The organism is Pseudomonas cannabina (assembly GCF_900100365.1).
Classification (GTDB): domain Bacteria; phylum Pseudomonadota; class Gammaproteobacteria; order Pseudomonadales; family Pseudomonadaceae; genus Aquipseudomonas; species Aquipseudomonas cannabina.
Map to the genome: position 1 here is coordinate 888,575 of NZ_FNKU01000001.1, position 25,780 is coordinate 914,354.

Annotated in this window: 18 protein-coding genes, 1 pseudogene and 1 riboswitch; of the genes and pseudogenes, 7 read left to right on the forward strand and 12 right to left on the reverse strand. The window is 60.7% G+C overall.

Annotated elements, in window-relative coordinates; genetic code table 11:
* Window positions 1-27: 27 nt before the first annotated feature.
* The 8 genes from BLT55_RS04300 to BLT55_RS04335 all read right to left on the reverse strand — a co-directional run bounded on the left by BLT55_RS04300 (window position 28) and on the right by BLT55_RS04335 (window position 8,221).
* The gene (locus BLT55_RS04300) at window positions 28-1,686 is read right to left on the reverse strand and encodes a BatD family protein (RefSeq protein ID WP_055000876.1); all 1,659 of its coding nucleotides are present in this window, start codon (window positions 1,684-1,686) and stop codon (window positions 28-30) included.
* On the reverse strand, window positions 1,683-3,398 hold the full coding sequence (locus BLT55_RS04305; RefSeq protein ID WP_074800097.1) for a VWA domain-containing protein: 1,716 nt from the start codon (window positions 3,396-3,398) through the stop codon (window positions 1,683-1,685). Before BLT55_RS04305 ends, BLT55_RS04300 begins: the two co-directional genes overlap by 4 nt.
* Window positions 3,395-4,456, reverse strand: coding sequence for a vWA domain-containing protein (locus tag BLT55_RS04310; protein WP_054999054.1), 1,062 nt, complete (start codon window positions 4,454-4,456; stop codon window positions 3,395-3,397). Before BLT55_RS04310 ends, BLT55_RS04305 begins: the two co-directional genes overlap by 4 nt.
* A complete protein-coding gene (locus BLT55_RS04315; RefSeq protein ID WP_054999053.1) occupies window positions 4,449-4,943 on the reverse strand; it encodes a DUF4381 domain-containing protein in 495 nt (164 codons plus the stop codon). Before BLT55_RS04315 ends, BLT55_RS04310 begins: the two co-directional genes overlap by 8 nt.
* On the reverse strand, window positions 4,940-5,884 hold the full coding sequence (locus tag BLT55_RS04320; protein WP_042913137.1) for a DUF58 domain-containing protein: 945 nt from the start codon (window positions 5,882-5,884) through the stop codon (window positions 4,940-4,942). Before BLT55_RS04320 ends, BLT55_RS04315 begins: the two co-directional genes overlap by 4 nt.
* 4 nt (window positions 5,885-5,888) lie before the next feature.
* Window positions 5,889-6,848 (reverse strand): AAA family ATPase, encoded by a 960-nt coding sequence (locus tag BLT55_RS04325; protein ID WP_054999052.1) that lies wholly within the window; start codon window positions 6,846-6,848, stop codon window positions 5,889-5,891.
* A gap of 201 nt (window positions 6,849-7,049) precedes the next feature.
* Window positions 7,050-7,814 (reverse strand): amidohydrolase family protein, encoded by a 765-nt coding sequence (locus BLT55_RS04330; RefSeq protein WP_054999056.1) that lies wholly within the window; start codon window positions 7,812-7,814, stop codon window positions 7,050-7,052.
* Window positions 7,815-7,861: 47 nt separating this feature from the next.
* A complete protein-coding gene (locus BLT55_RS04335; RefSeq protein WP_054999051.1) occupies window positions 7,862-8,221 on the reverse strand; it encodes a hypothetical protein in 360 nt (119 codons plus the stop codon).
* Between the two features lie 353 nt (window positions 8,222-8,574).
* Here BLT55_RS04335 and BLT55_RS04340 point away from each other — a divergent pair, with 353 nt between their 5' ends.
* On the forward strand, window positions 8,575-13,431 hold the full coding sequence (locus BLT55_RS04340) for an NAD-glutamate dehydrogenase (RefSeq protein ID WP_054999050.1): 4,857 nt from the start codon (window positions 8,575-8,577) through the stop codon (window positions 13,429-13,431).
* A gap of 85 nt (window positions 13,432-13,516) precedes the next feature.
* Here the strand turns inward: BLT55_RS04340 and mntP are convergent, their stop codons facing one another.
* Together mntP and acnB are read right to left on the reverse strand one after the other, a co-directional pair.
* On the reverse strand, window positions 13,517-14,089 hold the full coding sequence (gene mntP, locus BLT55_RS04345) for a manganese efflux pump MntP (protein WP_024676966.1): 573 nt from the start codon (window positions 14,087-14,089) through the stop codon (window positions 13,517-13,519).
* 6 nt (window positions 14,090-14,095) lie between these two features.
* A riboswitch (yybP-ykoY riboswitch) is annotated at window positions 14,096-14,261 on the reverse strand.
* Between the two features lie 106 nt (window positions 14,262-14,367).
* Entirely contained in the window at window positions 14,368-16,968 is a 2,601-nt protein-coding gene (acnB, locus tag BLT55_RS04350) for a bifunctional aconitate hydratase 2/2-methylisocitrate dehydratase (RefSeq protein WP_054999049.1), read from the reverse strand.
* Window positions 16,969-17,370: 402 nt separating this feature from the next.
* Between acnB and BLT55_RS04355 the strand changes: the two genes are divergently transcribed.
* From BLT55_RS04355 to BLT55_RS04375, 5 genes and pseudogenes are all read left to right on the forward strand, one after another.
* Window positions 17,371-17,841 carry a DUF1289 domain-containing protein gene (locus BLT55_RS04355; RefSeq protein WP_054999048.1) on the forward strand — a complete coding sequence of 157 codons (471 nt, stop codon included), beginning with the start codon at window positions 17,371-17,373 and terminating at the stop codon, window positions 17,839-17,841.
* A gap of 95 nt (window positions 17,842-17,936) precedes the next feature.
* Window positions 17,937-18,560: a MiaE family protein gene (locus BLT55_RS04360; RefSeq protein WP_007250304.1), complete on the forward strand. Its 624-nt coding sequence runs from the start codon at window positions 17,937-17,939 to the stop codon at window positions 18,558-18,560.
* A gap of 149 nt (window positions 18,561-18,709) precedes the next feature.
* Window positions 18,710-19,198: a MarR family winged helix-turn-helix transcriptional regulator gene (locus tag BLT55_RS04365; protein ID WP_054999047.1), complete on the forward strand. Its 489-nt coding sequence runs from the start codon at window positions 18,710-18,712 to the stop codon at window positions 19,196-19,198.
* 98 nt (window positions 19,199-19,296) lie between these two features.
* Window positions 19,297-20,500 (forward strand): annotated as a pseudogene (locus BLT55_RS04370) (EmrA/EmrK family multidrug efflux transporter periplasmic adaptor subunit).
* 18 nt (window positions 20,501-20,518) lie between these two features.
* Complete coding sequence (locus tag BLT55_RS04375; RefSeq protein ID WP_223862748.1) at window positions 20,519-22,102, forward strand: DHA2 family efflux MFS transporter permease subunit; 1,584 nt, start codon at window positions 20,519-20,521, stop codon at window positions 22,100-22,102.
* A gap of 513 nt (window positions 22,103-22,615) precedes the next feature.
* Here the strand turns inward: BLT55_RS04375 and lpxH are convergent.
* Together lpxH and BLT55_RS04390 are read right to left on the reverse strand one after the other, a co-directional pair.
* Complete coding sequence (lpxH, locus tag BLT55_RS04385; RefSeq protein WP_054999493.1) at window positions 22,616-23,362, reverse strand: UDP-2,3-diacylglucosamine diphosphatase; 747 nt, start codon at window positions 23,360-23,362, stop codon at window positions 22,616-22,618.
* A complete protein-coding gene (locus BLT55_RS04390; protein ID WP_007250309.1) occupies window positions 23,359-23,862 on the reverse strand; it encodes a peptidylprolyl isomerase in 504 nt (167 codons plus the stop codon). The genes lpxH and BLT55_RS04390 overlap by 4 nt, the downstream gene beginning before the upstream one ends.
* A gap of 207 nt (window positions 23,863-24,069) precedes the next feature.
* Here BLT55_RS04390 and BLT55_RS04395 point away from each other — a divergent pair, with 207 nt between their 5' ends.
* The gene (locus BLT55_RS04395) at window positions 24,070-25,764 is read left to right on the forward strand and encodes a glutamine--tRNA ligase/YqeY domain fusion protein (protein ID WP_054999494.1); all 1,695 of its coding nucleotides are present in this window, start codon (window positions 24,070-24,072) and stop codon (window positions 25,762-25,764) included.
* Window positions 25,765-25,780 lie beyond the last annotated feature (16 nt).

The window sequence follows — 25,780 nt, forward strand, 5'->3', positions numbered from 1 at the left end:
TGAAGAGGGAATGCCTGCGCTGCATCCTCACTTGGGATACAGCGGCGGCAACCCGGCATCGCCTGCCGGGTCTTGAATACGTTCGGCGGCGGGCAGTTTGCGCACGGCGCGCCACAGGTCCTGGCCCAGCCACAGTTTGCCGGTCTCGCTGTACAGTGCACCGTTCAGACCGTCCAGCGCATCGGACAGCGGCACGAAGCGTGCGGCCATTTCAGCCAGGGTTTCCGGCTGCTGACGGGCCCAGGCATCGAGTGCCTGGCGAGTGCCTTGCGGGTCATTGGCCATGCAGGCACGCTTGAGGTCGTCCAGCACGGTACGCGGGCTTGGCCCGGTCTGCACGGTCCGGGCGATTGCCGGTTGTCCGCGGGCGCGCCACCACAGGCCGAAACCCAGCAGCGTGGTGCAGGCAAACAGCAGGGTGCTCGCCTGCCATGGCCAGACGGGCGGACCGATCACGGTCATGCCGCTCATGTCATTGTTGACCGGCGTGTCTACCGCCAGACCGGGATTGCTGTTGATCTGCAAGGTGCGCGCGGGCAGGCTGGTGTGTTCCAGATAATCTTCGCGGGTATTCCACCAGGTCACTTCGACCGCGGGCAGGTCAATAGCCCCGGCACGCGCGGGCACCAGCGCTTCGCGTTCCTCACGGGTACCGATCAGGCCGCGCTCGCTGGGCAGGTTGCGCAGTTGCGGCTGGTCCGGATAACGCCGCAGGCCGGGCACGTCGGTGGCAGGCAGCGGCGGCAATTGCGCACCGGCCAAGCCTTCGGCCTTGAGGGTCAGGGTACGCGTCAGTGAATCGCCGACCTGAGTGCTGCCGGGCTCCGGGCTCCAGTTCTCTTCAAGGTTGATACTGCGCGCCGGCAGCCAAGGGGCATCGGCTGGATAGCTGGCGGGTTTGGGCTTGACGGTCAGCGTCACTTCGGCGGATTTGATCCGCACCGATTTGCCCGGCTGCGGGCCGAACGGATTGGCTTCCTGGCCTTGCGAGCCTTCGGCAGGCGTCTGTACCAGTGTCGCGCTAAACACTTGCGCCGGCAGGGTCAGCGCGCCGCTCTGCTGCGGGTAAATCGCGTAGCGCGTTTCGATCACGCCATGGCGCACGCCGTTGATCAGCTTTTCGTAGGTACGCGGGTCGCCCAGTTTTTCGACCCGCGCGTCCGGCACTTGCAGCGGGCTCAGGCTGCTGTCGTCGAACAGCGACACCGAATGGTAGACGCGCAGGGTCAGAACAGCCTGCGCCTGAACATAGACGCTGTCCTGATCCAGGCTCGATTCAATGAAGATGGGGGCCTGTTGATTGCTCGGCTCTTTGGCCTCGCTCTGCACGACCTGCAAGGTCAGTGGCTGGCTTTTCAGATCGCCCAGTTGCAGGGCCGGAATCACCACGCTGCCGGTTGCCCGCGGCAGCAGGGTGACGATCCAGCGCGTGGTCGCCTGGCTGTTGCCGTCCAGGGTTCTCAGGCTGTTGAGCTGACGCGTGTCGCGCACCTCGAAGCTGCCCTCCAGTACGCTCATGTCCGGCTTGCCGAACTGGGTGACGTCATCGGTTTCCAGTGTCAGTTCGACGGTTTCACCCGCGCTCAGGCGTGTGCGATCGACGCTGGCCGTCAGTTGTGCAGCCTGCAATGACAGCGCGACCAGGCCCAGGAGCAGGCCGGTCAATAGGGTGTACACGCGACTCATCGGGTCTTTTCCTGATGTTGCTGTTCGTAGCGGAACTTGCGCCGCAGCAGTTCGCCCGGATCGTCCGGAATCTGTCGCAGCCATTGTTCCAGTTCCTGACGCCGCTCTCCGGTGATCGCACCGTCAGCGGGCTGGATCGGCGGGCGAGTGGTTGGTTCATCGTCCGTCGGGTCAGCCGCCGTCGTCTGACCACGGGTGTCCGGTGGCAGGCTTTCACTGGTGCCTGTCTGACCGGACCGCGACGGGTTCTGATCAGCGGGCGCTGCGCTGCTGTTAGGGTCCTGCGAAGCTTGCTGACCTTCCTCGCCCTGATCCGCCTTGCTTTGCTCGTCCTGCGCCGGTTTCTGGACATTGGCCTGATCCAGCAGGCGTTGCACTAGTTCCCGGTTGCTCAGCGCGGCGGTGAGGTCTGGCTGGCGATCCAGCGCCTGCTCGTAGGCATCCAGTGCGGCCTCCAGTTCGCCACTGCGAGCCAGGGCATTGCCACGATTGTAGTGATCCGCCGCGCTGTTGCCCTCGGCGAAGCGCTGCGCGGCGCTGGCGTAGTCGCCAGCCTGATAAAGTGCCACGCCTTTCCAGCGTGAATCTTCAAAGCGCTGCGCGGCCTCGGCCGGTCGATGGTGTTCCAGCAGGCGCTGGCCCTGTTGATCGGGGCGCAGCCACAGGTCCTGGAATTCGAACGCCTGGCTGGTTTGCGGCACCATGAATAGCAACGGCAGGCACAACAACCAGCCACGCCGCCCGCCGAGAGCGGCGATCAGCAGCAGCGGTAGCAGGAACCAGTGGCCCTGATCGGCCCAACTGTCGAGCTGCACGATCTGGCCATCATTGCGCAGTTGCCGAGGAGCGGCCAGCAGTCCGAGGCTGTTCAGGTCTTCATCATCGGTGCGTACCTGACGGTAGTTGCCGCCGACCTGATCGGCAAAGTCGCTGAGGCTGCCGCTGTCCAGGCGTGGCACCAGAATCGCGCCCTGATCATCTTTGAGCAGGCTGCCGTTTTCCTGAGTGACTGGCGCGCCCTCGGCGGTGCCGACGCCGAGGATCAACAGCGGCGGCGATTGGCCGCGCAACGCTTCGCGGATGCCCTGACGCTCCTGTTCGCTCAGCGACGAGGTGATCAGCAGAATTCGGCCCTGTCCCAGCGCGCCCTGTTTAAGCAGGTGCAGTGCTTTGTGCACGGCCAGATCGGCGCGCTGGCCGGTCAACGGCATGATCGACGGCCTGACGGCTTCCAGCAGGTTATGGCTGGTGACCAGATCATCGGAAAGCGGCACCAGCGTGTGCGCGCTGCCGGCATAGACGACGACCGCCGTCTGCGCGTCGCTGCGTTTTTGCAACAGGTCCAGCAGTTTGCGCCGGGCCTGTTCCAGACGCGTGGGCGGCGTATCGGTGGCGAGCATTTGCGGGGTGAGTTCAAGTATCACCACCAGCGGGTCGACCGGTTTCTGGCTGATCTGTTCGACGCGCTGCCAGCTCGGGCCGAGCAGCGCAAGCAATGCCAGCAGCCAGGCCAGCCCCAGCGCGAGCCACGGCAGTTTGCTGTTGCCGCCGCGTCCACCATTGAGCAGCACGGCATGAAAGTGGGTCGGCAGCAGCATCTGCCAGCGCCCGGCGCGTTTCTGCCGGTGCCAGAGTCGCCAGATCAGCAGCGCCAGCAAGGGCACGATGAGCAACCATAACGGGCGGAACCAGTACGGCCAGAGCGCAGTCATCCGCGTGACCTCCAGAGTCGCCCGAAGCGCTCGCGCCAGCGAATGGCACGCAGCCGGGCGAGCAGGCGCTGCACCGCGTTGTTTGGCCACAACTCGCGCAATACCAGCAGGACACTGAGCAGCAGGGCGGCGCCCAGCGGCCATTGATAAAGCACCTGCGCCGGACGCGCCTGAGTGGGTTGTTGCGCGACGGGCTCCAGTGCGTCCATGGCGGTGCGGATCTTGTCCAGCTCGGCACCGTCGCGGGCGCGGAAGTACTGACCGCCGCTGAGGCTGGCGATGTCTTTGAGCGTCGGTTCATCGAGATCGAGGCTCGGGTTGAGGCCCAGCACGCCTTGAAGGGCGTTTTTATCCGGGTCCGAGCCGATACCGACGGTGTAGATTTTCACACCTTCGTCAGCGGCCAGGCGCGCGGCGGTGATCGGATCGATCTGCCCGCCGTTGTTGGCGCCGTCGGTGACCAGCACCAGCACCCGACTGTTGGCCGGGCGCATGCGCAGGCGTTTGAGCGCCAGGCCGATGGCATCGCCAATAGCGGTGTTCTTGCCCGCGATGCCTATTTTCGCCTCGTCGAGCCAGACCCGCACGGTGCGCCGGTCATAGGTCAGCGGTGCCTGAAGAAAGGCCTGAGTGCCGAACAGGATCAGGCCGACCCGGTCGCCTTTGCGGCCTTCGAGAAAGTCGCCTAGCAGTTGCTGAACCAGCACCAGTCGGCTGACTTCATCGTTTTTCCACTGCATGTCCGGGTAATCCATCGAGCCGGACACATCGACCGCCACCAGCAGATCGCGCCCGCTGGCCGCCACTGGCAGCGGTTCGCCGAGCCATTGCGGGCGCGCGCAGGCGATCAGCAACAGCAGCCAGATCAGAATCACCGGTGCCCGCTGACGCCAGATCGGCAGGTTGGTCTTGGCGCGACGTCCGCTCAGGCCTTCGAGTTCACTGAGGAAGCTGACCTTGAGCGCCGGTTCGCCGCTGTCGGCGACCGGCAGCAGAATCCGCATCAGCCACGGCAAGGGCAGCAGAACGAAGACCCAGGGCCAGGCGAACTCAAACATGCTTGCGAATCCAGGTGTCGACCGCCTGGGTCAGCCCGCTGATGGCCTTGTCGTCCAGTTTGCACTCGGGCTTGTAGGCGCCTTCGACCAGAATCATCCAGCGCGTCAGGCCGGCGGCGGGGCAGCGGTTATCCAGAAACGCCAGCCATTTCCGGCCATTGAGCGTGTGGCTCTGGCTGTGCGGGTAGTGGTTGCGGCACAGGCGCTTGAGCAGGCCGTTGATCTGTTGCAGCCAGGCACCGGCCGGCGCACCGTCATAGGGTTTGGGCAGGCTGGCCAGCTCCGCCAGAGCGGCGAGGCGTACCGGGTCCAGGGGTTGTTCGCTGCGGCTCTGGCTGGCCTTGACCGGTAACAGCACGCGCAGTCGCCACATGCCCCAGGCCGCCAGCGGAATCAGCAACAACAGCAGCCACCAACCGGGAGCGGGCGGCCAGAAGCCGACTGCCTCGGGGGCAATCAGCGGCTGAAGCTGATCCAGCGGGTTCATTTGCGTTTCACCGGGCTCTGGATGTTCAGGTACTCACGCAGTTGTTCGACCAGTTCGGCCTGAGTGCTCAACGGCAAGAGCAACACCCGCAGCTTCTGCGCCAGCAGCTCCCAGCGCGCAGAGCGCTCTTCGCCCTGTTGCCGGTAGGCCCGGCGCAATTCGGGGTTGAGGGTGTCGAGTTCCAGTTGCGCGTCGCGCTCGGCAAAGCGCAGCAGGCCGGCGGCGGGCAGGGCACGGTCAAGCGGGTCGGAGAGTGGCAGCAATAACAGATCACTGTGGCGCGACAGCAGGCTCAACTGTTGTTCGGCAGCATCGGACAGCGCGCGTTCGTCACACAGCACGATCACCAGGCTGCCGGGGCGCAGCACTTCCCGAGCCCGACGCAACGCAGTACCGAAGGCATCGCGGTCCGCCGGGATTTCGGTGTGCAGTGACTGATTAACCCGCACCAGGCGGTTGAGCAGTTGCAGCAGGCTCTGTTTGCTGCGCCGTGGCTTGATTTCGTAATGCTCGTTGTCGCCGAACACCAGCCCGCCGACCCGGTCGTTGTGCTCCAGCGCGGCCCAGCCGATCAATGCGGCAGCCTGAGCCGCCAGCACGGATTTGAACATCAGCCCGGAGCCGAAAAACAGCCGACGGCTCTGCTCCACCAGAATGAAGATGGGGCGTTCGCGCTCTTCATGGAACAGCTTGGTGTGCGGTTCCTGGGTGCGGGCGGTGACGCGCCAGTCGATGCTGCGCACGTCGTCGCCGGCCTGATAAACCCGCACCTGATCGAAATCCACACCACGCCCGCGCAGTTTGGAGTGGTGCAGGCCGATCAACGGACTGCGTCGACTCGGGGTTGAAAACAGTTGCACTTCCCGCACCCGATGACGCATCTCGATCAGCTCGCTGAGGCTGACACGAATGCCCGGCTGGGGGATCAGGAAGGGCTGCATGGGGTCAGGCGACGGCCACGACGTCAAGGATGCGCTGAATCACGCGGTCCTGATCGATTCCGGCGGCTTCGGCCTCGAATGACAGAATGACCCGGTGACGCAACACATCGAACAGCACCGCCTGAATGTCCTCGGGGCTGACGAAGTCGCGTCCGGCCAGCCAGGCATGGGCGCGGGCGCAGCGGTCCAGCGAAATGGAGCCGCGCGGGCTGGCACCGTAGGCGATCCACTCGGCCAGTTCGGGGTCGAACTTGGCCGGGGTGCGGGTTGCCATGACCAGCTGTACCAGGTATTCCTCGACCGCATCGGCCATGTACAGGCCCAGGATTTCCTTGCGTGCGGCGAAAATCGCCTGCTGGCTGACGCGGCGTTCGGGCTTGGTTTCGCCGTTGAGCGCTTCGCCGCGTGCCTGCTGGAGGATCTTGCGTTCGACCGCCGCGTCCGGGAAGCCGATTTTGACGTGCATCAGAAAACGGTCGAGCTGGGCTTCGGGCAGCGGGTAGGTGCCTTCCTGTTCGATAGGGTTCTGGGTCGCCATGACCAGAAACAGCGGCGACAGGTCGTAGGTACTGCGCCCGACGCTGACTTGGCGTTCGGCCATGGCTTCAAGTAACGCCGACTGCACTTTGGCCGGCGCGCGGTTGATTTCGTCAGCCAGCACCAGGTTGTGGAAGATCGGCCCTTGCTGGAACACGAAGCTGCCGGTTTCCGGGCGGTAGATTTCGGTGCCGGTGATGTCGGCAGGCAGCAGGTCGGGCGTGAACTGGATACGGTGAAACTGCGCTTCGATACCTTCAGAGAGTTCCTTGATGGCTTTGGTCTTGGCCAGACCGGGCGCGCCCTCGACCAGCATATGGCCGTCGGCGAGCAGGGCGATCAGCAGGCGTTCGATCAGCTTTTCCTGGCCAAGGATTTGCGTTGAAAGAAATGTTCGCAGCGCTATCAGCGCTTCACGATGTTCCATCGGTGACGGTTCCTGGCAGGGTAATCAGCTGTGTCTGGTGACCGCTGAGCTTGGGGCGTTACTTTAATCCATCCGGGCCGGTATCGACTAACGGCTGGAGCAATTTTTATTGCAATCAAGGACGCGTAGGTCAGTTATTAGGGAATTGTCCTACATGCTGTGTCTGCGTTTATGTAGGACTCGCATCTCGGGTGAGCGCATTCACGCTGTTTTCAGGTGCTCAAGGCGATAAAACTGTGCTGCATTCGCCCACAGCGCCTGACGCGCGCCGTGCTCACCCAGCGCATCGATCAGCAAATCGATGTCGTCAGCCTGGAACGGACGCGGTGCGCGGGTCGACGGCAGGTCGGTGCCGAACATCAATGCGTTCGGATTGGCGGCGTGGATATCCCTGAGCGCCTCGCGGACCGGGAAGTCGACACGTCCGAACCCGCAGGCTTTGACCTTGGCGCCACGCTCTGCCAGGCGCAGCACCGCAGGCAAACCTTCGGCGCTCAATCCCAGATGATCGATGCTGATGGCGGGCAGTGTGTGCAGGCGCGTCTCGATTACGCCCAGCTCTCGCGAGTCGATGTACAGCTCCGAATGCCAGCCAAGCCGTTCATGAACACGCATGGCCAGCGCTTCCAGCTGATCGAGCTGCTCCGACCCGCCGCGCTTGAGGTTGAAGCGCAGTGCTCGCACGCCGCCAGCATTCAGCGCGTCGAGCTCTTCATCGGCGACGCTTGCAGGGAGCTGGGTGACGCCGACAAAGCTTGGGCCCAGTCTGGCGAGGGCGTCCAGCAGGTAGCTTTGATCGAAGCCTTGAAAGGAACCGGAGACCACGGCACCGCCGACAATGCCCAAGGGCTTGACCAGCGAAAGGTACGCATCGACGCCGAACGGCTCGGGCAAAAAGCCGTTATTGGCGATCAACGGGAAGTGCGGGTCGATGATGTGGCAGTGGGCGTCGAAGATAGCGGTCATGATCATCTCCTCGGGGGCGAAGCGCTCACTCTACCGGCTTTTGTCCCTCAGGCGATTTCGCTGACGTACTCGCCGACGTTTTTCATGATGATTTGTAACGTTCTGTGAACCTCGGCCAGATCGTCCGCGTCTGTGGTGTGGACAATCTCAAAGTGCGCATGGCCGTTCAGTTGCTTCGCGTCCGCCGGGTCGATCTCTACCAGCAGACGCTGGGCGCTGACGGTCACTTTCAGACGGGACACGGTATGCGAGGTGTCATCGCCGATCGTGATCTCCACCTCGTTTTCATCCGGAAAGCGGGTCAGGGAAAACAGGTCGCCGCCCGCTCCGTGGCAGCAGAGCAGCGCCATGTTGTCGTATTCGTCGTCGCATGCGTTGGCAATGAGTGTGGCGGTCTTGATCTGCATAGGGTTTCCAGTGCTGTGGGGAAGCGTGGAGTGGATTTTGCCAGATTTGTCGTTCGGGGCTGGCAGCCTGGCGCGGATTCTACCGCGAGCTGATGACCGAATATGTCGCAGCCTCGTAAGCAGTGTGCGCTCAGCTCTCGTTAAGCTGCATGAAAGACGAGTGGTGTAGGGTGTATCCCCTGCGTACAGGTTTTTTTACCTGGAATTCAAATGTGACTACCCTGACACAGCAGGCGTTAGTACTTTAGCTTTACACTCGATCAGGTGGTGTCCGCGCAATTGAGTGCGAGGGCAGCCCGGTCACAACACCTTCTTCAAGCCTCCCCAATAAAAGCCAAAGCGGAGTACCACAGATGGCGTTCTTCACCGCAGCCAGCAAGGCCGACTTCCAGCATCAACTGCAAGCGGCACTGGCTCAGCACATCAGCGAACAGGCACTGCCACAAGTGGCGCTGTTCGCCGAGCAATTCTTCGGCATCATTTCTCTGGACGAGCTCACCCAGCGTCGCCTGTCCGATCTGGCAGGCTGCACCTTGTCTGCCTGGCGTCTGCTGGAGCGTTTCGAACACGCTCACCCGCAGGTGCGGGTTTACAACCCCGATTACGAGCGTCACGGATGGCAATCGACTCACACTGCCGTTGAAGTGCTGCATCACGACCTGCCGTTTCTGGTCGACTCCGTCCGTACCGAACTGAACCGCCGCGGCTACAGCATTCACACCCTGCAAACCACCGTGCTCTGCGTGCGCCGTGGCGTAAATGGCGAGCTGCTGGAGCTGCTGCCCAAAGGCACCAGCGGCGAAGACGTGCTGCAAGAGTCGTTGATGTATCTGGAGATCGACCGCTGCGCCAGTGCCAGCGAGTTGAACGTGCTGGCTCGCGAGCTGGAGCAGGTACTCGGTGAAGTACGCGTTGCGGTCGAAGATTTCGCGCCGATGAAAGCGCGTCTGCATGATCTGCTGGCGAGCATCGATGCCAACGAATCCAATACCGATGCGGAAGAGAAGGCCGAGATCAAGGTCTTCCTGCAATGGCTGGTGGACAATCACTTTACCTTCCTCGGTTACGAAGAATTCGAAGTGCGCACGGACGCCAATGGCGGTCAGCTGGTGTACGACGAATCGTCGTTCCTGGGCCTGACCCGATTGCTGCGTCCCGGCCTCACCCACGAAGACCTGCACATCGAAGACTACGCAGTGAAATACCTGCAGGAGCCGGTGCTGCTGTCGTTCGCCAAAGCTGCGCACCCAAGCCGCGTGCACCGTCCGGCGTACCCGGATTACGTGTCGATCCGGCAGATAGATGCGTCCGGCAAAGTCATCAAGGAATGCCGTTTCATGGGCCTCTACACCTCGTCGGTGTATGGCGAGAGCGTGCGGCAGATTCCGTACATTCGCCGCAAGGTCGCGGAGGTCGAGCGCCGTTCCGGCTTCGATGCCAAGGCGCACCTGGGCAAGGAGCTGGCGCAGGTGGTCGAAGTGCTGCCCCGCGACGACTTGTTCCAGACGCCGGTGGACGAGTTGTTCACCACCGTCATGTCCATCGTGCAGATTCAGGAGCGCAACAAGATCCGTGTGTTCCTGCGCAAAGACCCGTACGGCCGCTTCTGCTATTGCCTGGCCTATGTGCCGCGTGATGTCTATTCCACCGAAGTGCGGCAGAAGATCCAGCAGGTGCTGATGGATCGCCTGAAGGCCAGCGACTGCGAATTCTGGACCTTCTTCTCCGAGTCGGTACTGGCGCGGGTGCAGCTGATTCTACGGGTCGACCCGAAGATCAATCTGGACATCGACGTGGTCCAGCTGGAAAACGAAGTCATTCAGGCCTGCCGTTCGTGGAAAGACGATTACGCCAGCCTGGTGGTGGAAAGCTTCGGCGAAGCGCAAGGCACCAACGTGCTGGCCGACTTCCCGAAAGGCTTCCCGGCCGGTTATCGCGAGCGTTTCGCGGCGCATTCGGCCGTGGTCGACATGCAGCACGTGCTGAGCCTGAGCGAAAGCAATCCGCTGGTGATGAGCTTTTACCAACCACTGTCCGGCGGCCGCCAGCAATTGCATTGCAAGCTGTATCACGCCGACACGCCACTGGCGCTGTCCGACGTGTTGCCGATTCTGGAAAACCTCGGCCTGCGCGTGCTGGGTGAGTTCCCTTATCGCCTGCACCATGCCAATGGCCGCGAGTTCTGGATTCACGACTTCGCCTTTACCTACGGCGAAGGGCTGAATCTCGACATTCAGCAGCTCAACGACACCTTGCAGGACGCCTTCGTGCACATCGTGCGCGGCGATGCCGAAAACGATGCTTTCAACCGTCTGGTGCTGACGGCTGGCCTGCCTTGGCGCGATGTCGCGCTGCTGCGAGCCTATGCGCGTTACCTGAAGCAGATTCGTCTGGGCTTCGATCTGGGTTACATCGCGACCACGCTGAACAACCACACGGACATCGCCCGCGAGCTGACGCGTCTGTTCAAGACCCGTTTCTATCTGGCCCGCAAGCTGGGTTCCGACGATCTGGACGACAAGCAACTGCGTCTGGAACAGGCGATTCTGACCGCGCTGGACGACGTTCAGGTACTCAACGAAGACCGCATCCTGCGTCGTTATCTGGACCTGATCAAAGCCACGCTGCGCACCAACTTCTATCAGGCCGACGCCAATGGCCAGAGCAAGAGCTACTTCAGCTTCAAGTTCAACCCGCGCCTGATTCCCGAACTGCCCAAGCCGGTGCCGAAGTTCGAGATCTTCGTCTACTCGCCGCGCGTTGAAGGCGTGCATCTGCGCTTCGGCAACGTAGCGCGTGGCGGCCTGCGCTGGTCGGACCGCGAGGAAGACTTCCGTACCGAAGTGCTCGGCCTGGTCAAAGCTCAACAGGTGAAAAACTCTGTCATCGTGCCGGTCGGTGCCAAAGGCGGTTTCGTGCCGCGTCGCCTGCCGACCAACGGCAATCGTGATGAAATACAGGCTGAGGCCATCGCCTGCTACCGGATCTTCATCTCGGGCCTGTTGGACATCACCGACAACCTCAAGGAAGGCGTGCTGGTGCCGCCGGTCAACGTGGTGCGCCACGATGACGACGATCCGTATCTGGTCGTGGCTGCCGACAAAGGCACTGCAACCTTCTCCGATATCGCCAACGGCATTGCCATCGACTACGGCTTCTGGCTGGGAGATGCGTTCGCCTCCGGCGGCTCGGCCGGTTATGACCACAAGAAGATGGGCATTACCGCCAAGGGCGCGTGGGTAGGCGTGCAGCGTCACTTCCGCGAGCGCGACATCAATGTGCAGCAGGACAGCATCAGCGTGATCGGTATCGGCGACATGGCCGGTGACGTATTCGGCAACGGCTTGCTGATGTCTGACAAGCTGCAACTGGTCGCAGCGTTCAACCATCTGCACATTTTCATTGATCCGAACCCGGACCCGGCCACCAGCTTTGCCGAGCGCGAGCGCCTGTTCAATCTGCCGCGTTCGTCGTGGACCGATTACGACACCTGCATCATGTCCGCTGGCGGCGGAATCTTCCCGCGCAGCCTTAAGAGCATCGCCATCACCGAGCAGATGAAGACGCGCTTCGACATCAAGGCTGACAAGCTGACGCCGACCGAACTGCTGCACGCGCTGCTCAAAGCGCCTGTCGATCTGTTGTGGAACGGCGGCATCGGCACGTACGTCAAGTCCAGCGAAGAATCGCATGCCGACGTGGGTGACAAGGCCAACGATGCGCTGCGCGTCGACGGTAACGAGTTGCGCTGCAAGGTGGTGGGCGAGGGCGGCAACCTAGGCATGACCCAGCTGGGCCGTGTCGAGTTCGGCCTCAATGGCGGCGCGACCAACACCGACTTCATCGACAACGCGGGCGGTGTTGATTGCTCCGACCATGAAGTGAACATCAAGATCCTGCTCAACGAAGTGGTGCAGGCCGGTGACATGACCGAAAAGCAGCGCAACCAGCTGCTCGAAAGCATGACCGACGAAGTGGGCCACCTGGTGCTCGGCAACAACTACAAGCAGACCCAGGCGCTGTCACTGGCTGCGCGCCGCGCCTACGAGCGGATTGCCGAATACAAGCGTCTGATGAACGATCTCGAAGCGCGCGGCAAGCTGGATCGCGCCATCGAGTTCCTGCCGGCCGAAGACCAGATTGCCGAGCGGGTTGCGGCCAAACAAGGCTTGAGCCGTGCCGAGCTGTCGGTGCTGATCTCGTACAGCAAGATAGACCTCAAGGAAGCCTTGCTGGAATCCCGCGTGCCGGATGATGATTATCTGGCGCGTGACATGGAAACCGCGTTCCCGCCGTCGCTGGGTGCCAGGTTCTCCACGGCCATGCGCGGTCACCGTCTGAAGCGTGAAATCGTCAGCACCCAGATCGCCAACGATCTGGTCAACCACATGGGCATCACCTTCGTGCAGCGGCTCAAAGAGTCGACCGGCATGAGTGCTGCGGCGGTGGCCGGTGCCTACGTGATCGTGCGCGACATCTTCCACCTGCCGCACTGGTTCCGTCAGATCGAAGCACTGGACTACAAGGTTTCGGCTGAAATCCAGCTGGCATTGATGGATGAACTGATGCGCCTGGGTCGGCGTGCCACACGCTGGTTCCTGCGCAGCCGTCGCAACGAGCTGGATGCCGGTCGTGACGTGGCGCACTTCGGTCCGCACCTCGCTGCGCTGGGTCTCAAGCTCGACGAGTTGCTGGAAGGCCCGACCCGCGAGGTCTGGCAGACGCGCTATCAGGCCTACGTCGAAGCCGGTGTACCGGAATTGCTGGCGCGCATGGTCGCCGGAACGACGCACCTGTATACGCTGCTGCCGATCATCGAAGCCTCCGACGTCACCGGGCAAAATGCTGCCGATGTGGCCAAGGCGTACTTCGCGGTAGGCAGCGCGCTGGACATCACCTGGTACTTGCAGCAGATCAGCAGCCTGCCGGTGGAGAACAACTGGCAAGCCCTGGCGCGTGAAGCGTTCCGTGACGACGTCGACTGGCAGCAGCGGGCGATCACTGTTTCGGTTCTGCAAATGGCTGATGGCCCGTCGGATATCGAAGCGCGTTTGGCCCTGTGGCTGGAGCAACATTCGCTGATGGTCGAGCGCTGGCGTGCCATGCTGGTCGATATCCGTGCAGCGAGCGGTACCGACTACGCGATGTACGCAGTCGCCAACCGCGAGTTGCTGGACCTGGCCATGAGCGGGCAGGGCATTACGGTCTGATCCGCTTGTAACCGGTAGACCCCTTAAAAAACCGCATCGAGAGATGCGGTTTTTTTGTGCGCGTTTACAGGTCGCAGGCCGTTGATCAGGCCGCCGCAGACAAGTGCTCGTAAAGAATCGTTGCGCCGACCACGATCAGCACGATGCCGCCAACGATTTCAGCACGCTTGCCGACCATCGTGCCGAGTACCCGGCCCAGCATCACACCGATAGTAACCATAACGGTCGTGGCCAGGCCGATAGCCAGCGCAGCGACCATGATATTGACGTCGACAAACGCCAGGCCCACGCCAACCGCCAGTGCATCGATACTGGTGGCGAAGGCGGTCACGGCAAGAATCCAGAAGGAGTGTGAGCCGGGTTTTTCCTGCTCCTCAGCGTCGTCATGCTTGAGGCCGTTGTAGATCATGTGCAGGCCGAGCACCAGCAACAGCGTGAAGGCTATCCAGTGGTCCCAGCTCTCGGCGAAGCGCGCAGCCACCTGGCCGATGCCCCAGCCGATGACCGGTGTGATGGTTTCGATGGCACCGAATATCAGGCCGGTACGTAACGCTTCGATAAAGCGCGGTTTGTGCAGGCTTGCTCCTTTACCAAGGGCCGCAGCAAAAGCGTCCGTGGACATGGCAAGCGCAAGAAAGAGGAGGGAAATCGGGTTCACGGTTATATCCAGTCGGGCTATGAGTCAACGACGCAACCACACGCCCGACTTTAGGCATGGATGCATCGTTGGTCTCGCCAACCAGAAGGTGTTCGTACCACGGCATGCTGCCGAGAATGTTGATACGAACGCTCTGTGACCGGAGTCACGAGCAGGCTACTCCCCAACAAGGGCGGCTACTATAGCCATTTGAGTGTAAAAAATACATGCAGTGGTGCTTTGAGATCAAAAAAAACCCCATCACGAAGATGGGGGTCTTTTAACGCGTTGCGCTGTGATTACACTTGCAGCGCCGGGATGTTGGCGTTTGCAGCGGCTTCACGGAACTCGGCGATCTGATCGAAGCTCAGGTAGCGGTACACGTCCGCTGCCATGGTGTCGATCTGGTTGGCGTAGCCCATGTACTCTTCGACGGTCGGCAGGCGACCCAGAATCGACGCAACGGACGCCAGTTCGGCCGAGGCCAGGTAGACGTTCGCGCCGTCACCCAGACGGTTCGGGAAGTTACGGGTCGAGGTCGACACAACGGTCGAGTTCGGTTCTACACGTGCCTGGTTACCCATACACAGCGAGCAGCCCGGCATTTCCATACGTGCGCCAGCCTTGCCGTAGATGCCGTAGTAGCCTTCTTCGGTCAACTGGTGCGCGTCCATCTTGGTCGGCGGCGACAGCCACAGACGTGTCGGCAACTGGCCCTTGACCTGTTCCAGCAACTTGCCCGCAGCGCGGAAGTGGCCGATGTTGGTCATGCACGAACCGATGAACACTTCGTCGATTTTCTCGCCCTGTACCGACGACAGCAGGCGCGCATCGTCCGGGTCGTTCGGCGCGCAGAGCACAGGCTCTTTGACGTCGGCCAGATCGATTTCGATGATTTCAGCGTACTCGGCGTCTGCGTCGGCTTCCAGCAGCTCCGGATTGGCGATCCAGGCTTCCATCGCCTGAGCACGGCGCTCCAGCGTGCGCGGATCGCCGTAACCCTGTTCGATCATCCAGCGGAGCAGGGTGATGTTCGAGTTCAGGTATTCGATGATCGGCTCTTTGGCCAGCTTGATGGTGCAACCGGCAGCCGAACGTTCGGCCGATGCGTCGGACAGCTCGAAAGCCTGCTCGATGCTCAGGTTATCAAGGCCTTCGATCTCCAGAATGCGGCCGGAGAAGGCGTTCTTCTTGCCTTTCTTCTCTACGGTCAGCAGGCCGGCCTGAATCGCGTAGTAAGGAATGGCGTGAACCAGGTCGCGCAGGGTAATGCCGGGTTGCAGCTTGCCCTTGAAGCGGACCAGGATCGACTCTGGCATGTCCAGCGGCATGACGCCGGTGGCCGCGGCGAACGCGACCAGACCGGAACCGGCAGGGAACGAGATGCCGATCGGGAAGCGGGTGTGCGAGTCGCCACCGGTGCCGACGGTGTCCGGCAGCAGCATGCGGTTCAGCCAGCTGTGGATGATGCCGTCGCCCGGACGCAGCGATACGCCGCCACGGGTCATGATGAAGTCAGGCAGCGTGTGATGCGTCTTGACGTCGATCGGCTTCGGATAGGCTGCGGTGTGGCAGAACGACTGCATGACCAGATCGGTCGAGAAACCCAGGCAGGCCAGGTCTTTCAGCTCGTCGCGGGTCATCGGGCCAGTGGTGTCCTGGGAACCGACGGTGGTCATTTTCGGTTCGCAATAGGTGCCCGGACGGATACCTGCGACGCCGCACGCCTTGCCGACCATCTTCTGCGCCAGGGTGAAACCCTTGGTGCTTTCGGCTGGCTGGTCAGGGGTTTTGAACAGGTCGAATGCTGGCAGGCCCAGTTCGGCGCGCGCCTTGCTGGTCAGGCCGCGGCCAATGATCAACGGAATACGGCCGCCAGCGCGGACTTCGTCGAGCAGCACCGGGGTCTTCATTTCGAAGGTGGTGATGATTTCGTCGCTGTCGTGCTTGCAGACTTTGCCCGCATACGGGTAAACGTCGATCACGTCGCCCATGTTGATGTTCGAGACATCGAATTCGATGGGCAGAGCGCCCGCATCTTCCATGGTGTTGTAGAAGATCGGCGCGATCTTGCTGCCGAAGCAGAAGCCACCGGCACGCTTGTTCGGCACGTAAGGAATGTCGTCGCCGAAGAACCACAGCACCGAGTTGGTTGCCGATTTACGCGACGAACCGGTACCGACCACGTCACCGACGTAGGCGATAGGGAAGCCCTGGCCGCGCATTTCTTCGATCTGCTTCATGGGGCCGATGGAGCCCTGCACGTCAGGAACGATGCCGTCGCGGGCCATTTTCAGCATGGCGAGGGCGTGCAGCGGGATGTCCGGACGCGACCAGGCATCGGGTGCCGGGGACAGGTCGTCGGTGTTGGTTTCGCCAGTGACTTTAAAGACGCGCAGGCTGATTTTCTCGGCCAGGGTCGGGCGCTTCTTGAACCACTCGCCGTCAGCCCAGGATTGCAACACGGCTTTGGCGTGAGCGTTGCCGGTTTTGGCTTTTTCGGCCACGTCGTGGAATGCGTCGAACATCAGCAGGGTGTGCTTGAGCTGTTCGGCAGCAACGGGCGCCAGGGTGGCATCGTCGAGCAGTTCAACCAGCGTGACGATGTTGTAGCCGCCCTGCATGGTACCCAGCAGTTCGGTTGCACGTTTTTTGTCGATCAGGGGAGAAGTGGCTTCGCCCTTGGCCAGGGCAGACAGAAAACCGGCCTTGACGTAGGCAGCTTCGTCAACGCCTGGTGGAATGCGGTTGGTGATCAGGTCGACAAGGAAAGCTTCTTCGCCAGCCGGGGGATTTTTCAGCAGCTCGACCAGGCCTGCGGTTTGCTCGGCGTTAAGCGGCTGGGGCACGATGCCCTGGGCGGCACGCTCTTCGATGTGTTTACGGTAGGCTTCAAGCACAGTATTAACCCTCATCAGTGGTCCCAAATGGGTGTCCGGGACGCTCATCCAGAAATCGTCCGCGCCCACGCAAGGCTTATTGAACCTTGTTGGCAGGGTGTCGGCGATTCCTAACAGAAGCTGTTTTCAAAGTTTTACGCCTGCAGAACGGAGGGAGGGACGGTCGACACGGCCATTCGTGATGAGGGAATGGCCTGTCGACGCCGCAATGCGGGGTTAACCTGACTGTGCTCGTGACGCTTTGAAAACAGCTTCCAACGGACATTGGCGCCTTAAAAGGCTCGCTCATTCTACGCCAAAACTTCGCTAAAGGTAAGTTAGCCCCTACATCTTCGGGGGTGAACTTGCTTAGACAAAGGGCTAACATAAGCGCCTGTTTCGCCTTCCCCAGTCCTGCCTGACATGCCCGATTACATCATCAAGACACCTTGCGTCGGCCTTTGCTCCACTGTTTACGGGGATCTGGTCTGCCGTGGCTGCAAGCGATTCCACCACGAGGTCATCCACTGGAACGGCTACAACGAAGACGAAAAAAGAGCCGTCTGGCTGCGTCTGGAGCAATTGCTGGTCCAGGTGATGACCGCCAAGCTCGAAATCTTCGATGCCGACAAGCTGCGCATGCAGCTCACCCAGCGCAAGATCCGCTTCGTGCCGCATCAGTCCGAGTATTGCTGGGCTTATCAATTGATTGCACGCGGCGCGCGGGTCATCAGCCAGGTCGAGGCCTACGGTTTCGTGCTGTTGCCGGAGTTTCGTGACTGGACATTGCCGGAGCTGCGCGATGAAATCGATCGTGAGTTCTTCCTGCTGTCCGAGGCCCACTACCAGCGCTACATCGCACCAGGCTTTCTGAAAGATGCATTCGGCGCCTGACCCGGTTTGCTCCGCAGGCGGATGCATTTGTGTCGCGAGTCCCCGGTGCTGCTCGTATAATGCCGGGCCTTGTCTCTCCGTCATTCTGTGAGCTTATGTACCCGATCCCCGAAATCGAAGCCTTTCTGCTCTGCCGCACGCCCGACAGTTGGGTTCAGGCTGCACTGCGCAACCTGGACGTTCTGCTGATCGACCATGCGAACAACGAGAAGAAGGCTGCCGGGGCGGCATTTCAGTTCATGTTCCAGTACAATGATAAATTCGACCTGCTGAGCAAGATGTCGCGCCTGGCCCGCGAAGAGTTGCGCCATTTCGAGCAGGTGATCAGCATCATCCGCAAGCGCCAGATTCCGATGGTCAATATCAGCTCGTCGCGCTATGCCGGGGCGCTGCGCAAGCGGGTGCGCAACCATAATCCGTATCGGCTGACTGACGCGCTGATCGTCGGCGCGATTGTCGAGGCGCGTTCCTGCGAGCGTTTTGCTGCGTTGGTGCCGCATCTGGATGAGGAACTGGCCAAGTTTTATGGCGGTCTGCTCAAATCCGAGGCGCGGCATTTTCAGGATTACCTGAAGCTCGCTTACAGCTACGGCGACAAGGCTGATGTGGATGCCAAGATCGAAGAAATCCGCCTGGCCGAGCGCGAGCTGATCGAAAGCCCGGACGAAGAATTCCGTTTTCACAGTGGCGTGCCTGCTGACGTACCTGCCGCCGCCTGACGCTCGTCACGCTTAAAAAAAAACGACCGCCTCACCAGCGGTCGTTTTTTTATGGGCTTTTAGTAAGCAAGCTAATAAATGTTTTGACAATGGCTGTCTAGGCAGTAATATTTTGCAATCACTGCCTAAGCAGCTATCCGGGTGACCTCTTGAAACATTTCAGCCCCGAAAATTTCGACTCCACGCTGATCGGGTTGCTGGTCGGCCGTACCAATGCGCTCAAAGACCGTACGCTGGACAAGTACCTGTTGCCCTATGACGTGACGTTCGCGCAGTTCAAGGTGCTGATCATCATTGCCCAGTTCGCCACCGATACGCCGGTCGAACTGTGTCGGCACCTGTCTCTGGACAGCGGTTCGATGACTCGCATGCTGGATCGTCTGGAGCAAAAAGAGCTGATCGTGCGTGCGCGCTCGGCGACGGATCGTCGTCAGGTGCGCCTCGCGCTGACCGAGCAGGGGCAGAAACTTTCCGATCTGTTGCCGCAGATCGGGGCCGATGCCATGAACGAGATCTTTGCTCCGCTGAATGCGGAGGAGGTTGCGAGCCTGCAACGGATTCTTACCAAAGTGCTGGTGGCCGCTGATGACCACATCACGCTCACTCGCCTGAGCTTCAACCCCAAAGCCAAAGGCTGAACGGCTCGACAGGCGAGCGGGCGCCAGCCTGCTCGCCGGCCACTGCCCTGAACGGGCGTTGGCAACTGTCCGCCGTCGCTGACTAGAAGGTAATTGTCATGGCCACTGCCGCCACTGAAAACACAGCGCAACTGTCGCAACAGAAAGACGCCAACCCCGGCAAGCGCAAGTTTCTGCTGATCGGACTTGCGATCATCGTCGTGCTGTGCGGCCTGGGTATCTGGGCCTGGTACGAGATTTACGGGCAATGGAGCGAAGAGACTGACGACGCGTATGTGAACGGCAATGTGGTCGAAATCACGCCGTTGGTTACCGGGACTGTGATCAGTATTGGTGCCGATGATGGCGATCTGGTCCAGGAAGGGCAGGTGCTGCTCAAGTTCGATCCGAGTGACGCCGAGGTTTCGCTGCAAAGCGCCGAGGCTGGCCAAGGTCGTGCGTCAGGTGCGTGGCCTTTACAGCAATGTCGATGGCATGAAAGCGCAACTGGCCGCACAGCGAACTGCGGTGCAGACCGCCCAGGACAACTACAACCGACGCCGCAGCCTGGCTGCGGGCGGGGCGATTTCTCAGGAAGAGCTGTCTCATGCCCGTGACAGCCTGACCAGTGCGCAAAGTGCCTTGAACAGCCTTCAACAGCAGTTGAGCACCAGTGTCGCACTGGTCGACGACACCGTTGTTTCTTCGCATCCCGACGTCAAGGCCGCCGCCGCTCAACTGCGTCAGGCTTACCTGGCTAATGCCCGCTCCACACTGGTAGCGCCGGTTACCGGTTATGTGGCCAAACGCACCGTGCAACTGGGGCAGCGGATTCAGCCAGGCACTGCGACGATGGCGGTCATTCCACTGGATCAGCTGTGGATCGACGCCAACTTCAAGGAAACCCAGCTGGGCAAGATGCGCATCGGTCAGCCGGTGGAAATCAGCTCCGACCTGTATGGCAGCGACGTGAAATTCAGCGGCACCATCGACAGCCTGGGTGCCGGCACCGGCAGTGCCTTCGCGCTGTTGCCGGCACAGAATGCGACCGGCAACTGGATCATGATCGTCCAGCGTGTGCCGGTCCGCGTGCACATCAACCCTGAAGAGCTGGCGCAGCACCCTTTGCGTATCGGTCTGTCGACCACCGTCGAGGTCAATCTGCATGACCAGAGTGGCCCGGTACTGGCGCAGCAGCCGCGCAAACAGGCGGCGTTGAGTACTCGGGTTTATGCCGAGCAACTGGCCGACGCCGATGCGCTGATCAACCAACTGATTCACCAGAACAGTGCTTCCGGCGGCAAGACGTCCGCGCAGCGCTGAACCGCCAATCCGTGAGCCTTGGCCAAGCGGCCGGGGTGCCGCACTCGTTTTCAGGGATTTGCGATGAGTAACAACGCCCCCGCTTCCTTTACGCCGCCGAGCCTGCTGTTGTGCACCATCGGCCTGTCGCTGGCGACCTTCATGCAGGTGCTCGACACCACCATCGCCAACGTGGCGCTGCCGACCATCGCCGGTAACCTGGGGGTCAGTTCCGAGCAGAGTACCTGGGTGATCACCTCCTTCGCGGTCAGCAACGCGATTGCCTTGCCGCTGACCGGCTGGCTCAGCCGGCGCTTTGGTGAGGTCAAACTGTTCCTGTGGGCGACCATCCTGTTCGTGATAGCTTCGTTTTTGTGCGGTATTTCTCAATCGATGCCTGAACTGGTGGGCTTTCGAGCACTGCAGGGAATGGTGGCCGGGCCTCTGTACCCAATGAGCCAGACACTGCTGATTGCGGTTTATCCACCTGCAAAACGGGGTATGGCGCTGGCGTTGCTGGCGATGGTCACAGTGGTTGCGCCTATTGCCGGGCCGATCCTCGGCGGCTGGATCACTGACAGCTACAGTTGGCCGTGGATCTTCTTCATCAATATTCCCATCGGTCTGTTTGCCGTGCTGGTGGTGCGCTCGCAAATGGCCAAAAGGCCGGTCAGTACTGCTCGCCAACCGCTGGACTACATCGGCTTGCTGGCGTTGATCGTCGGTGTCGGGTCGCTGCAAGTGGTGCTCGACAAAGGTAATGATCTGGACTGGTTCGAATCGAACTTCATCCTGGGTGGCTCGATGATTTCCCTGGTTTCGCTGACGTTCTTCGTCATCTGGGAAATGACCGACAAGCACCCGATCGTCAACCTGAGGCTGTTTGCTTACCGCAACTTCCGGATCGGTACGCTGGTCATGATCGGTGGCTATTCCGGTTTCTTCGGCATCAACCTGATTTTGCCACAGTGGTTGCAGACCCAGATGGGTTACACCGCTACCTGGGCCGGTCTGGCGGTTGCGCCGATCGGCATCCTGCCCGTGCTGATGTCGCCATTTGTCGGCAAGTACGCGCACAAGTTCGACCTGCGCCTGCTGGCGGGGCTGGCTTTTCTGGCGATGGGGCTGAGTTGCTTCATGCGTGCTGGCTTCAACACCGACGTGGATTTCGAGCATGTGGCGATGGTGCAACTGTTCATGGGGATTGGTGTGGCGCTGTTCTTCATGCCGACCTTGAGCATTCTGCTCTCCGACCTGCCGCCGGAGCAGATCGCCGATGGTTCGGGTCTGGCAACCTTTCTGCGCACCTTGGGCGGCAGCTTCGCGGCGTCGCTGACCACCTGGATCTGGATCCGCCGCGCCAACCAGCATCATGCCTACCTGAGCGAAAACATAAGCACCTTCGACCCGACAACCCGCCACGCCCTCGACAGCCTGGGCGGCGCCAGCCCACAGGCCTACGCCCAACTGGAACGCACCCTCAACGCCCAGGCCTACATGATGTCCACGGTGGACTACTTCTACCTGCTGGGCTGGATATTCGTAGGATTGATACTAGTGGTCTGGCTGGCCAAACCCCCGTTCGCCGCCAAGGCCGGGCCGGCGGCGGGGGGAGGGCATTGATAAGGGATTTCTCCCTTGGCAACGAGGTGGCATGCGGTTCATGACGCTCGGGGCCACAAATCTTCCATGCGACGCGACGTTGTGTCTTGCCCATTGCTTGCGACGCAGTGCTTTAGATGTGCTTCTCGATCGCGATGGCACTGATGACGCCAATTGCGACGTAAGTGACGGCTGAGCCCTGACACTGAGCCGGTGGATGCGAGGCAGGACGCCGAGCAAGCTGCACCGGGCCATGGATGGCCCGGTGCGGCGGCCCCCGGATCAGTGTCAGGGCGAAGGAACCCGACGAAGTCGGGCCGGAAACGGAGCCAGGGGGTTTGCCTACTTTGGCCCCATCAAAGTAGGTCGCCGAGGGGCGAAAAGGTGCCCTGAGTCGTAAACAAACAGCGCTGACATCGCAGAACCGCTGTGCGACGCAGAGCGTGGGAACGAGAGTCAATGCCCTGTTTGCGGGGGTTGTACCGACCTCTTCGCGAACAAGTTCGCTCCCACAAAAGCACGGCGTTCGGGCCGTCAGTTCAGCAACGCAACCGTCTCCGGCACAAAATCGAATGAGCTCAGGTTCAAGCCCTGTTCATCGACCTGCAGCACCCAGCCCTGACGGTCCCAGTCACCCAGCACGATGCGTTTTGCCGACTGGTCGCCAATCTGCAATTTGTGAATCGCCGGGCGGTGAGTGTGGCCGTGGACCAGCGTACGCACGCCGAACTGCTGCATGATCCTCGGCACTTCCTCCGGAGTCACGTCGACAATATCGTTGGCCTTCATGCGCGTCTGGGCGCGGCTTTCGTTGCGCAACTTGCGCGCCAGCTTATGGCGAGTGCTCAACGGCAGATGACGCAATATGAACAACGTCAGCGGATGGCGCAGGTAACGGCGCATCCGCATATAACCTTCATCGCGAGTGCACAAGCTGTCGCCGTGCATCAACAGTACCGGCTTACCATTCAACTGCACGACGCTGGGGTCGCTCAACAGCGTACAACCTGCTGCCTTGCAGAAACCCTTGCCAATCATGAAGTCACGGTTGCCGTGCATCAGAAAAATTCGTGTGCCGCTGTCGCTCAGTTCGCGCAGGGCCTTGCAGATCGAAAGCTGGAACGGCGACATGGCGTCGTCACCGATCCAGGCTTCAAAGAAGTCCCCGAGGATATACAACGCTTCGGCCGTACGCGCACGGCCAGCGAGGAGAGTCAGAAACGCCCGGCTAATGTCCGGGCGCTCCTGCTCAAGGTGCAGATCGGAGATCAGCAGTATCACTCAATGATCTCGGCTTTCTCGATGATCACATCTTCTACAGGTACATCCTGGTGACCGGATTTGCTGGAAGTCGCGACGCCTTTGATCTTGTCGACCACGTCAGTGCCTTCGATCACTTCGGCGAATACCGCATAGCCCCAGCCCTGAGTGGTCTTGGCGCTGTGGTTCAGGAAGGCGTTGTCAGCCACGTTGATGAAGAACTGCGCAGAAGCCGAATGCGGCTCCATGGTCCGGGCCATGGCGACGCTGTATTTCTTGTTCGGCAGGCCGTTGTCAGCTTCGTTCTGGATGCTTGGGCGCTTGTCTTTCTTTTCTTTCATGCCTGGCTCGAAACCACCGCCCTGAATCATGAAGTTACCGATCACACGGTGAAAAACGGTGTTTTCATAGTGGCCGGCGTTAACGTATTCGATGAAGTTGGCTACCGTCAGGGGGGCTTTTTCTGCGTTCAATTGCAGAACGATGTCGCCGTGGTTGGTGGTCAGCTTTACTTTGGACATTGGAAAGTCGCTCTCTAGGCAGGTATGAATGGTCGCAGTATGACCCTGACGCGCAGTTTACAGGCGAGGTTACATTTTTCCCCGCTTTTGCAGCTTTTATACAGTCAAATACGCAGTCTGTTGTCAGGGGCTTGACCGCTTCGGCTATGATAAGCGCTTTGATTTAGTCGGCCTACCCCGGCCGCGCACTGTATGCCCAAGGATCTTATGAGCAAGCCGACTCCAGAACCCGCTGCCAACTCCAAGGCAGGCCCAGCCGTACCGACCAATTTCCTGCGTCCGATCGTGCAGGCCGACCTGGATTCGGGCAAACACAGCAAAATCATCACGCGCTTTCCGCCGGAGCCCAACGGCTACCTGCACATTGGTCATGCCAAGTCGATCTGCGTGAATTTCGGTCTGGCCAAGGAGTTCGGTGGTGATACGCACCTGCGTTTCGATGACACCAACCCGGCCAAGGAAGACCAAGAATACATCGACGCCATCATGAGCGACGTCAAGTGGCTGGGCTTCGAGTGGGCCGGTGAAGTGCGTTACGCCTCGCAGTATTTCGATCAGTTGCACGACTGGGCGGTCGAGCTGATCAAGGCGGGCAAGGCCTATGTGGACGATCTGACCCCCGAGCAGGCCCGCGAATACCGCGGCACCCTGACCGAGCCAGGCAAGAACAGCCCGTTCCGTGAGCGCAGCGTCGAGGAGAACATCGACCTGTTCGCGCGCATGAAGGCTGGCGAATTCGAAGATGGCGCTCGCGTACTTCGCGCCAAAATCGACATGGCCTCGCCGAACATGAATCTGCGTGATCCGATCATCTACCGTATCCGTCATGCGCATCACCACCAGACCGGCGATAAATGGTGCATTTACCCGATCTATGACTTCACCCACGGCCAGTCGGATGCCATCGAGGGAATTACTCACTCGATCTGCACCCTGGAGTTCGAAAGCCATCGTCCGCTGTATGACTGGTTCCTCGATAACCTGCCGGTGCCGTGCAAGCCGCGCCAGTACGAGTTCTCGCGCCTGAACCTGAACTACACCATCACCAGCAAGCGCAAGCTCAAGCAACTGGTTGACGAAAAGCACGTCAACGGCTGGGATGACCCGCGCATGTCGACGTTGTCGGGTTTCCGCCGTCGTGGCTACACGCCGAAGTCGATTCGCAATTTCTGCGAAATGATCGGCACCAACCGTTCCGACGGCGTGGTCGATTTCGGCATGCTCGAATTCAGCATTCGTGACGACCTGGACCACAGCGCCCCGCGTGCCATGTGCGTGCTGCGTCCGTTGAAAGTCATGATCACCAATTATCCGGAAGGCCAGGTCGAGAAGCTGGAGCTGCCGCGCCACCCGAAAGAAGATCTGGGCGTGCGCGAGCTGCCGTTTTCGCGGGAAATCTATATCGACCGCGACGATTACATGGAAGAGCCGCCAAAAGGTTACAAGCGTCTGGAGCCGAATGGCGAAGTGCGTCTGCGTGGCAGCTATGTGATTCGTGCCGACGAAGCGATCAAGGATGCCGACGGCAACATCGTCGAACTGCGTTGCTCCTATGACCCGGACACGCTGGGCAAGAACCCGGAAGGCCGCAAGGTCAAGGGCGTCGTGCACTGGGTGCCAGCGGCAGAAAGCGTTGAATGCGAAGTGCGTTTGTACGATCGCCTGTTCCGTTCCCCGAACCCGGAGAAAGCCGAAGACGGTGCCAGCTTTCTGGACAACATCAACCCCGATTCCCTGCAAGTACTGACCGGTTGTCGTGCCGAGCCTTCATTGGGGCAAGCGCAACCGGAAGACCGTTTCCAGTTCGAACGCGAAGGTTATTTCTGCGCGGACATCAAGGACTCGAAACCGGGTCAACCCGTCTTCAACCGCACGGTGACGCTGCGGGATTCCTGGACCTGATGCTGTACGTTTGAGG

Coding starts and splice junctions, on each gene's coding strand:
- BLT55_RS04305 (WP_074800097.1), bottom strand. CDS start 3,398: ATGACTGCGCTCTGGCCGTACTGGTTCCGCCCGTTATGGTTGCTCATC.
- BLT55_RS04300 (WP_055000876.1), bottom strand. CDS start 1,686: ATGAGTCGCGTGTACACCCTATTGACCGGCCTGCTCCTGGGCCTGGTC.
- BLT55_RS04310 (WP_054999054.1), bottom strand. CDS start 4,456: ATGTTTGAGTTCGCCTGGCCCTGGGTCTTCGTTCTGCTGCCCTTGCCG.
- BLT55_RS04320 (WP_042913137.1), bottom strand. CDS start 5,884: ATGCAGCCCTTCCTGATCCCCCAGCCGGGCATTCGTGTCAGCCTCAGC.
- BLT55_RS04335 (WP_054999051.1), bottom strand. CDS start 8,221: ATGCAGATCAAGACCGCCACACTCATTGCCAACGCATGCGACGACGAA.
- BLT55_RS04315 (WP_054999053.1), bottom strand. CDS start 4,943: ATGAACCCGCTGGATCAGCTTCAGCCGCTGATTGCCCCCGAGGCAGTC.
- BLT55_RS04355 (WP_054999048.1), top strand. CDS start 17,371: ATGCCCGATTACATCATCAAGACACCTTGCGTCGGCCTTTGCTCCACT.
- BLT55_RS04390 (WP_007250309.1), bottom strand. CDS start 23,862: ATGTCCAAAGTAAAGCTGACCACCAACCACGGCGACATCGTTCTGCAA.
- BLT55_RS04325 (WP_054999052.1), bottom strand. CDS start 6,848: ATGGAACATCGTGAAGCGCTGATAGCGCTGCGAACATTTCTTTCAACG.
- BLT55_RS04330 (WP_054999056.1), bottom strand. CDS start 7,814: ATGACCGCTATCTTCGACGCCCACTGCCACATCATCGACCCGCACTTC.
- BLT55_RS04340 (WP_054999050.1), top strand. CDS start 8,575: ATGGCGTTCTTCACCGCAGCCAGCAAGGCCGACTTCCAGCATCAACTG.
- BLT55_RS04395 (WP_054999494.1), top strand. CDS start 24,070: ATGAGCAAGCCGACTCCAGAACCCGCTGCCAACTCCAAGGCAGGCCCA.
- BLT55_RS04360 (WP_007250304.1), top strand. CDS start 17,937: ATGTACCCGATCCCCGAAATCGAAGCCTTTCTGCTCTGCCGCACGCCC.